Source organism: Pseudomonas sp. ICMP 460, from assembly GCF_002723595.1.
GTDB classification, from domain to species: Bacteria; Pseudomonadota; Gammaproteobacteria; order Pseudomonadales; family Pseudomonadaceae; genus Aquipseudomonas; species Aquipseudomonas kitaguniensis.
On sequence record NZ_LKBR01000048.1, the window covers coordinates 1 to 9,980 of the forward strand.

Consider the following 9,980-nt stretch of genomic DNA (forward strand, 5'->3'; position numbering starts at 1 on the left):
ACTCAGGTCGGCTTTCAGGCCGCCGTGCTCTTGCTCTTGATCTTTGTGATCTTGATCTGAGAAGCGCCCCGTTAAACCACGATGGCCGCACGCAGGCTTGAATCCGTGGGTAACCCGGCAGGACGCCGGGTTAGCCGCGCTGGGCCAAGGNCGCCGGGTTAGCCGCGCTGGGCCAAGGATGGCCCATCGCGGCGGCCCACGGATTCAAGCCTGTGGGCGGGCATGCCGAGCCTAAGCAAGGCACCGAGTGGTGGGGCGAGAGCGTTTTGGTTACTTTTGGGCTCTATCAAAAGTGACTCGCTGTAAGAGCGAAACCGATAAAGGCACCGAGTGGTGGGGCGAGAGCGTTTTGGTTACTTTTGGGCTCTATCAAAAGTGACTCGCTGTAAGAGCGAAACCGATACAACCCATCCCCCAAAGAACGGATATGCACGAAAATCCCAAGAACCCCCCAAGCCCATTTGCTGCGCGACAGCGCTACATCAAAGATGCAGTGGGGTCTCCCACAGGGGATTTATGTCAGCTCAGTAAGTCCTGCAGCGTGACCAGCGTGTCGGCTTCTTCCACGCGCTTATCCTGCCGCCAGCGCAACATCCTCGGAAACCGCACCGCAATGCCGCTCTTGTGGCGCTTGGACAAGGCGATGCCCTCGAAGCCCAACTCAAACACCATGCTTGGGGTCACACTGCTGACCGGGCCAAACTTCTCCAACGTGGTTTTGCGCACAATCGCATCAACCTTGCGCATTTCTTCGTCAGTCAAGCCTGAGTAGGCTTTGGCAAATGGCACCAGCGTGCGTTCACTGCCGGGCGCGCCGTCCCATACCGCAAACGTGTAGTCGCTATAAAGGCTGGCCCGTCGGCCATGCCCGCGCTGCGCGTAAATCAACACCGCGTCAACGCTGAACGGGTCGACCTTCCATTTCCACCACACGCCCATGTCTTTGGTGCGGCCCACGCCGTACAGGCCGTCGCGCGCTTTGAGCATCATGCCTTCCACGCCGAGGCGGCGCGAGTCTTCACGCTGTTCGGCCAGCGCCTGCCACGTCGTGCCCGTCAGTAGCGGCGAGGCTTGCAGCACCGGTTGATTGCAGGCCGCGATGACTTTTTCAAGCTGGGCGCGGCGCTCACCTTGCGTGTGGCTGCGCCAGTCGTCGCCCTGATGCTCAAGCAGGTCGTAGGCCAGCACCGCGACCGGCGCATCCTCAAGGACTTTTTTGCTCAGGGTCTTGCGGCCGATGCGCTGTTGCAGCAGCGCGAACGGTTGTACCGAGTCCTTCCACACCACGATTTCACCGTCGATCACCGTGCCATCCGGCAGGCCGCTGACGAGGCTGTGCAGCTCAGGGAAACGCTCGGTCACCAACTCTTCGCCGCGCGACCAGATCCACAGCCGGCCCTCACGTTTGACCAACTGCGCGCGAATGCCATCCCACTTCCATTCCACTTGCCAGTCGGCCGGCGAACCGAGCAAGGCGTCGAATTGCTCCACCGGTTGCGCCAGCCCATGAGCCAGAAAAAACGGATAAGGCTGACCGCCGCGTTGCGCATGTTCGTCGGATGATTCGGCGGCGATCAGCTTGAGGTAGCCCTGTGCTGTCGGACGGTTCGACAGGTCGGTGTAGCCCACCAACCGTTGCGCCACGCGTTTGCTGTCCAGGTCGGCCATGGCGGCAAGCGCGCGGGTGACGAGTAATTTGGACACGCCGACGCGAAAACTGCCGGTGATCAGCTTGATGCAGACCATCAAGCTCGGCTGATCCAGTTGTGCCCATAACGCGGGCAAGCGTTCGGCCAGTTCCAGCGGCGGCAAGCCACGCAGCGGCAACAGTTTTTCTTCCAGCCACACGGCCAGCCCGTCTTGTGAGGTGTAGGTCGATTCGGGTAACAGCAGCGAAATAGTTTCGGCCAGGTCGCCCACCGACTGGTAGCTCTCTTCAAACAGCCACGCTTCGATGCCCGACGCTTCGGTGGCCATGTCGCGCAGCAAGCGCGTGGGCACCAATTGACGCGGCCGCCCGCCGGACAAGAAATACACTGCCCACGCCGCGTCTTCCGGCGCAGCCTGCAAAAAGTAAGCTTGCAACGCGGCCAGCTTGGCATTGCTGGAGGTGGTGGCGTCGAGGTTGGCGTACAACTCGGCGAAGGCTTTCATGCGCTGGCCTCTTCTTCGTCATCGCCGTACTCGGTGGTGAAGCCTTGGGCGTCCAGGCCTTTCTCGCGCAGGTGGCGCACCAAAACGCCGACGGAGCCGTGGGTGACCATCACCCGTTCGGCGCCGGTTTGTTCGATGGCCCACAACAGTCCCGGCCAATCGGCATGGTCCGAAAGCACAAAACCCCGGTCCACACCGCGCCGCCGCCGCGTACCGCGCAGGCGCATCCAGCCGCTGGCGAAGGCGTCGCTGTAGTCGCCGAAGCGCTTTATCCAACTGCTGCCTCCGGCGGACGGCGGGGCGATGATCAAGGCTTGGCGCAGCAGTGGGTCGGCCTTGTTGAAGTCACCGGCGTAGAGCGTTTCGGGAATGTAGATGCCGGCCTCGCGGTACACACGGTTCAGCGGCTCCACGGCACCGTGGCTGAGGATCGGTCCGATGCTGGCGTCGATCCCATGCAGGATGCGTTGGGCTTTGCCGAAGGAATAACAGAACAACACGCTGGCTTTGCCGGCAGCGATGTTGGCCTGCCACCAGTCGTTGATCCCGGCAAAGATTTGCGCTTGCGGTTGCCAGCGGTAGATCGGCAGGCCGAAGGTCGATTCGGTGATAAACGTATGGCAGCGCACCGGCTCGAAAGGCGCGCAGGTGCCGTCGGGTTCGACTTTGTAGTCGCCGGACGCCACCCAAACTTCGCCTTGGTATTGCAGGCGCACTTGGGCTGAGCCGAGTACATGCCCGGCCGGGTGAAAACTTAAAGTGACACCGTGATGCACGAGCTTTTCGCCGTAAGCCAGGGTTTGCAGGTTGATGTCCTGGCCCAGGCGCGAGCGCAAAATGCCTTCGCCGGGCGCGGCGGCCAGGTAGTGCTGGTTGCCGGTGCGGGCGTGGTCGCCGTGGGCGTGGGTGATGACTGAACGTTCAACCGGGCGCCAGGGATCGATATAGAAATCACCAGCGGGGCAGTAGAGGCCTTCGGGCCGGGCGATGACGAGGTCCATGGGCGTGCCGTGGGTGTGGGCTTATCAGGTATGAGGCGGGTGTGGGGCTAGAAGTTCTATCAGATTGAAGCTGGGCGCTGCTCTACATCTGCGGCGGCCTGAGTGGTTGAAGCAGATCAACGGCGGCTGTTGCAGACACAGCAGATCTGCTTTTGCTGTGTGTGGGAGCGGGCTTGCTCGCGATGCAGGCGCCTCGGTAAATCAGGCGTACCGGGGTTGATGCCATCGCGAGCAAGCCCGCTCCCACACAAGCCCGCTCCCACACAAGCCCGCTCCCACACAAGCCCGCTCCCACACAAGCCCGCTCCCACACAAGCCCGCTCCCACAAAAGCCCACCGTTGGCCGCGTTTGGCTTGTGACGTTGATCTGAGAAGCGCCCCGTTACCCCAATAACGGATAGGCGCTAAAGCCAGTCTATTTGCCGGGCGTCAGCGTCAAGCGCGTCTTCCCATACGCCTTGTCAAAGTTCTGCGGCTGCATCGGGAAGCTCAGGTATTGCGCCTTGAGCGACGGGTCGATGCCGTCTGCATAGTTCGCACTTGCCGGGTTGCCGGACTGGCCGGTGCCACCTTGGCCCATCATCGGTTCGGCTTGGCCGAAGTCGACGATCATGCGCAGCGCCGGCACTTGGGTGGTGTCGAAACTCTGCCCCCAGCTATACGCTGCCGGGTTCAGCGTGTTGTGGTCGCCACCACTGGCAAATGGGCCGCGGATGACCTGGCCGTTGATGTTCTTCCACGTGGTGCTGTGCAGTTTGCCCCACTGCCAGGCCTTGTGATCGCCGCCCAGTTGGCTGTCGCCGGCGCTGATCGCGGCGGCAAGGCTGCGTGCGAGGATCGCGGGTTTGTCTTCCTTTTGTGCGCTGCGCACGTCGTCCCAGAACGGGCTGTCTTCACGGCCCAGCAGGTGGTCGGCGTTCGCCGAGTAGGACAGGTTGGCGTTGCTGACAAAGGCTTTCCAGCTGGCGCTGTTTTCCGGGCCGAGCTCGTCGAGGAAGATCTGCCGGGTACTTTCCTGCAGGAACAGTTCGTAGATTGCCGCGTCGGCGGAGGTCGCTACGAGGCGACCGTCGAAAGCCATCAGGCGGCTCAGTGCTTCGCGTGCCTTGGCCTGGTCGGCCGCCGGCAATGCGTCAATCGCCTGTTTCAGCGGCTGGGCCATGCCTGGCGCCTGGAACATGCCCTTGAGCTTGGCGGCAAACGTGGTGGTCTGGTCGTACTGCATGGCGATCATGCTGCGCGTGTCATGCTTGCCGGCGTTGGCCAGTTGCGCCAGGCGTTCACTGCGCTCCGGTGCATCCCAAGAGTTCGACAATTGCATGCCATAGCCGCGCGGTGCAGTGCGCTGGTTGGCGGTGCCGATCCAGCCTTGGGCCGGGTCCTGATCATACGGGTGCAGCATCGCGTCGGCGTAACCGTCCCAGTCAAAGCGCGCATCCCAGCCCGGCGAGGGCAGCAAACCTTCGCCTTCGCGGCGGTTGGGGAAGCGGCCGGTGACTTGCCAGCCGATGTTGCTGGCGTCGGCGAAGATCATGTTCAACGCGATGGCGCGGATCTCGCGCGTTGCGTCCGAGGCCTTGGCGGCAGTTTGCGCGCGCGACAGGTCAAAAAACGCGTCGAGGCTCCTGTCGTCTTTGAAGTCGGCGGTTTGCAGGGCCAGGCCCAAACCTGTGGTCAACGCCTGGCTGCTGTTGAGTAAGGCGCCGTGGCGCGTTTCGTAAACCACTTCGCGCAGTGGCCGCTGGCCTTTGACCAGGTAGGTTTCGTTACGCACGATCGCTGGTAGCCACTTGCCGTTATTCTCGTAATACAGCGCGCTGCCTTGGCGTTTGACCTTCTCCAGGAACAGGTCCTGAGTGTCGCCCTTGACCGAACTCATGCTCCACGCGACTTTGCCGTTGAAACCCGACAACAGCGTCGGCAGGCCGGCAATCGAGGCGCCAACGGCCTGGTATTTGGGCGCGCGAATCTGCACGTAGCTCCACGGCGACGGCGCTTGCGGCTGGGCCGCGAGGTCGCCGGCCAGCAGGCTTTTACCGCTGCGGCTGCGTTGCGGGCCGATGGCCCAGTTGCTTGAAGTGGTCACGGCCAACGCGTTGAGGCTGCTTAATTGCTGGCTGACTGTGTCCAGCCCGGCAAGGCCGGTGATCTGGCTGAGGTTGACGCCTTTGAGCTTGTCGGTTTCGGCCACGGGCACCGCTTCATCCGGCGCGCTTGGGGTCAGCCAGGCGAGCTTGTCGATGCCGACTTTTTGCGCCAGCACCAGCGACGACAGTTCTTCCTGCAGGTTGCTCGATTCGCTGAAATTCAGCAGGCAGAACAACAACGCCGAATCTTCCGGCTTCCAGTATTCGGGCTTGTAGCCGCTTTGGGCGAGGTCCGCCGGCAGCTTGTCGCGGTAGCGGAACAGGTAGGCGTTGACGCCACGCGCATACACTTCGAAGAAGCGCTTGAGGCGCGGCGACGAGGCGTTATACAGCTCGCCGGCGCTTTTTTTCAGGTTGACCGCGCGCATCAACCGGTCGACATCCAGCGCTTGCGGGCCAGACATTTCCGCCAGACGGCCCTGGGCCAGCAGGCGCAAGGTGACCATCTGGGTGATGCGGTCGCTGGCGTGCACATAGCCGAGGCTGAACAGCGCGTCATGGAAGGTATTGCTTTCGATCAGCGGCATGCCTTGGGTATTGCGGCGCACCGAAACATTCTGCGCCAAGCCTTTGATCGGCTGCACGCCGGCAACCGGCGGCAGGGTGTCCTGGGTGCTCTGGAGCTGACAACCGGCCAGGCTTAATGCACTGGCCACTGCCGCGGCAACGCCGAATCGGGGAAGAAAATGTGAGAGGGCTGGCGAGGCCATGGCAAAGCTCCTGCGGGGGGTAGCGTCATTAAAGGCGCTACGTTAGTGAGCGCGGCGAAGCGACGCAAGCAGGAGTTTAGGTTAAGCGTGAGATCTTGAGTCTTGGGCCGCGCAATGTGGGAGTCAGCACGCACGCTCCCACATTGCATCGAGTGAATGTTGCGCTCAGGCCTTGGGCGGGTTGACCTTCTGCACCAGTTCATACGCGCGAACAGTCGCCGGCCGTTGCTGAATACTGTTGAACCAACGGTGCACGTGCGGGAAGTCCTCAAGGCGCTGGCCCTGCCATTTGTGCGACACAATCCATGGGTAGATGGCCATGTCGGCAATGCTGTAGTCCTCACCGGCCACGAACGCTCGATCCGCCAGGCGACGGTCCAATACGCCGTAAAGACGCGCGGTTTCCTCGACATAGCGCTTGATTGCGTAGGGGATTTTCTCCGGCGCGAACTGGCTGAAGTGGTGGTTCTGCCCGGCCATCGGCCCCAGCCCGCCCATTTGCCAGAACAGCCATTGCAGCGTTTCCTGGCGACCGCGCAGGTCTTTTGGAATGAATTGGCCGGTTTTTTCCGCGAGGTACAACAGGATGGCGCCGGACTCGAACAGCGAAATCGGCGCGCCGCCGTCGCTCGGTTGCTGATCGACGATGGCCGGGATGCGGTTATTCGGAGCGATCTTCAAAAAGTCCGGTTTGAACTGATCGCCCTGGCCGATGTTGACGGGGTGCACCGTGTAGGGCAGACCGGCTTCTTCCAGGAACAGCGATACTTTGTGCCCGTTGGGCGTTGTCCAGTAGTACAGGTCAATCATGCCGCTCTCCAAATAAGCCAATGCCTATAGGATTAGGTGATGCTGGCGGCACGAAAATTCAATCAAATATTTGCGTCTAACCTTAGACGCCTTTCACCGGCAATTAAATGTGGAAGGGAGCCAGTTGAACCGCCCCTCCCACCATTAGATCTTCAGCGTGACGGCCGCATCGGGGAGTAATTTACGCCCCGTGGCACTTCTTGAATTTTTTCTCGCTGCCGCAGGGGCAAGGATCGTTGCGGCCAACATCCTTCAACGCGTTGCGTACCGGCTCCTGGTGGGCGTGGCCGCAGTTCGGACCGTGGACATGGCCGTGGTCGTGATCATGGTGATCATGATCGTGATTGCAGTCAGGACCATGCACATGGGGTTGCTGAGTCATCGATGTCGCTCCGGAATAAAATCGCCGGGGATTATCTCGCCATTGTGAGCCACCTGCACGTCATAACCGATGAATAATCCGGTTTTCAGCTCGCCCTCCAAGCGATAGGGCACCGGCTTGCTCGGGTTTTTCAGCATCTGCACCACGTCACGTATCTGCGGCCAGAGGTTGGTGCGTACCGACACCCTGAAAAAAGCATGACCGCGCGGCGGTACGGTCAACCATTCGTTGGACTCGCCTTCGGTCAGCACAAAGTCGCCCAGGCTGACTTTGTAGATCAGGCCGCGCACCGTAAGGTCTTCGTCGTCGCGGTTGTCCACGCGAAAGTACAGCTTGAACTTCTGCTCGAGCAATTTGGCGCGCACCACTTCGACTTTCACCAACGCGACGTGAGGCGGCGGCGAATCGTCTTCAAACCACGAGGCGCAGCCGGTCAGACTCAGGGCCAACGCCAGCATCAAGCTGTAAATCCTAAGCATGGCGTTATCCCTGTGAGGTCGTTAGAGGTAGGCGGAACAGCACTTCTTGAATTTTTGCTGGCTGCCACACAAACATACATCATTGCGCCCGACCTTCACCTCCACCGTTGGGTCGATGAAGTACCAGCGCCCGTCATGCTGTACGAAAGACGACTGTTCACGGTGGCTGTGTTCACCGGTGCTGTCATGCCAGCGCACGGTAAAGGTCACAAAGGCATGTTCCGGTTGGCCGCCAAACACTTCGGAGCTTTCTACCTCAAGCCCGAGCCAGGTGCTTTGCGCGCTCCAGGCGCTGATGGCGTTACGGTCCAGGCCGGCCTGTTGTGCAGGCAACGTGGTCGCCACCAGGTAATCCACCTGGCCCAGTACATAGGCGCTGTAGCGCGAGCGCATCAGCGCCGTGGCGCAGGGCGCCGGGTGGCCTGCGTGATAATGGCCGCAGCAGGCATCCAGCAGGTTGCCACTGCCGCAGGGGCAAATGGATGTACTCATCGGGTTACCACCAATACTTTCCGAAGTTTTCCGGGTTGGCCCAGAAGCGCGCATTGAGCCAGTCCGGCACCTGTTTATAGTCAAGCAGATCATAGGTAAACAGCGTCAAAACCTGATCATCGCGCTGGAAACGCTCGCCGGCCTGCAGGGCCAGGGAGAAAAAGTCGGTTTCCTGCCAGCCACATGCGCTCAGGTCCACCAGCACGGCAATGCGGCTGGCATTCAGGTTGCGAATGCCGCCGAGCAAGGTCAGGCCCTGTGGTTTTGACAGGTGTTCCAGGCAGTCGACCACCAGCGCCAAGTCAAAACGCTGCGCCGCCAATGGCGCAGGCAACGGCCCGGGCGCGGCGATGGACACTTGGGTGTCCGGGTGCTCGGCCCGGAATGCCTCAAGCGCCGGAAACTGGCTGGCACCCAATAACAACAGGCGTTTGGGCCGGTGCAAAGCCAGCAACGCTGCCAACGCTTGCTGTGGCGTACGGGAAGAAATACCAGCGCTCATCAGAGATCCTCACATCATGACCCTAGAGACTAGCGCGGCTGAGCGTGCGGGCCTAGAGCGCGCGACGCTGAAAAAACCTGCGAAGGGCACGATCCTCAATAAATCCTGGGGTGCGGCTGACGGGCGCAGATGAAAAGAGCGGTCTTTAATCCATCCGTCGGCCCCCGCCGATCCCCTCAGGGGAAATCAGATGAGCATCATGCGTACTGCGCTACCCTTGACGGTATTTGCCCCGGGGTTGCCACAGGGGCATTGCTGGCGAACCGCGCCAACTGTCCCTTCATCAAGCCCTTCATCAAGTTTTTTCAAGCTTCACTGGCAAATGGCCTGTAGAAGTCGGTACTGTGCGCCCAAAGAATAATAGGCAGGTGCGGCGTGACCGCTGGCAGATTCTGCTGGTGGGGATGTTCCATGTGCGCAGCCTGTCGATGTCTGTAGCGATTAATCAAATGAACAAGGACGCCAATCATGCGTAAGGTTTTTCTGTTGGCCCTGTTGGTCAGCCCCATTGCCCTGGCTCAGAGCGTCAGTGTTGAAACCAATTCGTTGATGCGTCTGCCCAGCAGCACCAGTGTGTTGCAACTGGAACGCCTGGATGTGGCCGATTACGGCACGTTGTTGGTGCCGGCGACGATCAGCCAGGTCAGCATCGACGAGCTGCACTTGGGGCGTGAGGCGCGTATCGCCATCGCTCCCGGCAATACCGGGCTGCAACTGCAGGTGCGCAACGCGCAGTTGGACCATGGCAGCCAGATTACCTCGCGCGGGGCGCCCGGCACGCATGAAAAACCCGCCAGAGCGGGGCGTGATTTGACGTTGCGGATTAATGCGCTGACCGCTGAGGAGTTGTCGGTGGATGCGCGCGGCGGTGCGGGTGCGCAAGGTTATGCCGGGCTGGATGGCGCGAATGGTGAGGACCCGGGTTGTACGTGGGGTTCGGCTGGGCGTGGGGCCAACGGCGATAACGGCGGCGACGGGCTGCCGGGCGCGGCCGGTGCGCAGGTGCGGCTTGAGCTGCCGCAGAGTTTCCCTGCCGAGAACATCAAGGTGTGGGTTGACGGTGGCGCGGGTGGTTTGGCGGGTACGGCTGGCAAGCCGGGTAGAGGCGGGCAGTCCAAGGGTTGCCTGGTTTACCGGGCTGATGGCGGTGATAAGGGCCGGCCAGGGTTGGAAGGGCAGCCAGGCGTAGCGGGGCCGGCTGGGTCTGTGACTGTGCAGAGGCTTTAAGCGCATCGGTGGCAGCGGGCTTGCTCGCGATGCAGGCACCTCGGACCATCAGGCTTACCGAGTTGATGCCATCGCG

9 protein-coding genes are annotated in these 9,980 nt (G+C 61.3%); 1 reads left to right on the top strand and 8 read right to left on the bottom strand.

Annotation, left to right across the window (positions count from 1 at the left end):
- Positions 1 to 519: 519 nt before the first annotated feature.
- From AO240_RS23715 to AO240_RS23755, 8 genes are all read right to left on the bottom strand, one after another.
- A complete protein-coding gene (locus AO240_RS23715) occupies positions 520 to 2,154 on the bottom strand; it encodes an ATP-dependent DNA ligase (RefSeq protein WP_099239753.1) in 1,635 nt (544 codons plus the stop codon).
- Positions 2,151 to 3,155: a ligase-associated DNA damage response exonuclease gene (locus tag AO240_RS23720; protein WP_099239755.1), complete on the bottom strand. Its 1,005-nt coding sequence runs from the start codon at positions 3,153 to 3,155 to the stop codon at positions 2,151 to 2,153. The genes AO240_RS23715 and AO240_RS23720 overlap by 4 nt, the downstream gene beginning before the upstream one ends.
- 415 nt (positions 3,156 to 3,570) lie before the next feature.
- Entirely contained in the window at positions 3,571 to 6,012 is a 2,442-nt protein-coding gene (locus AO240_RS23730; RefSeq protein ID WP_099239759.1) for a penicillin acylase family protein, read from the bottom strand.
- 165 nt (positions 6,013 to 6,177) lie between these two features.
- On the bottom strand, positions 6,178 to 6,822 hold the full coding sequence (locus tag AO240_RS23735; RefSeq protein ID WP_099239761.1) for a glutathione binding-like protein: 645 nt from the start codon (positions 6,820 to 6,822) through the stop codon (positions 6,178 to 6,180).
- A 181-nt stretch (positions 6,823 to 7,003) separates the two neighbouring features.
- A complete protein-coding gene (locus tag AO240_RS23740; RefSeq protein ID WP_003189235.1) occupies positions 7,004 to 7,204 on the bottom strand; it encodes an SEC-C metal-binding domain-containing protein in 201 nt (66 codons plus the stop codon).
- Positions 7,201 to 7,683, bottom strand: a complete 483-nt coding sequence (locus AO240_RS23745; protein ID WP_099239763.1) for an LEA type 2 family protein — start codon at positions 7,681 to 7,683, stop codon at positions 7,201 to 7,203. Before AO240_RS23745 ends, AO240_RS23740 begins: the two co-directional genes overlap by 4 nt.
- A gap of 21 nt (positions 7,684 to 7,704) precedes the next feature.
- A complete protein-coding gene (locus AO240_RS23750; RefSeq protein ID WP_058412381.1) occupies positions 7,705 to 8,175 on the bottom strand; it encodes a YchJ family protein in 471 nt (156 codons plus the stop codon).
- 4 nt (positions 8,176 to 8,179) lie between these two features.
- The gene (locus tag AO240_RS23755; RefSeq protein ID WP_099239765.1) at positions 8,180 to 8,677 is read right to left on the bottom strand and encodes a DUF6231 family protein; all 498 of its coding nucleotides are present in this window, start codon (positions 8,675 to 8,677) and stop codon (positions 8,180 to 8,182) included.
- A gap of 468 nt (positions 8,678 to 9,145) precedes the next feature.
- On the opposite strand from AO240_RS23755, the gene AO240_RS23760 reads away from it, so the two are divergent.
- Positions 9,146 to 9,904, top strand: coding sequence for a hypothetical protein (locus AO240_RS23760; protein WP_099239767.1), 759 nt, complete (start codon positions 9,146 to 9,148; stop codon positions 9,902 to 9,904).
- Positions 9,905 to 9,980 lie beyond the last annotated feature (76 nt).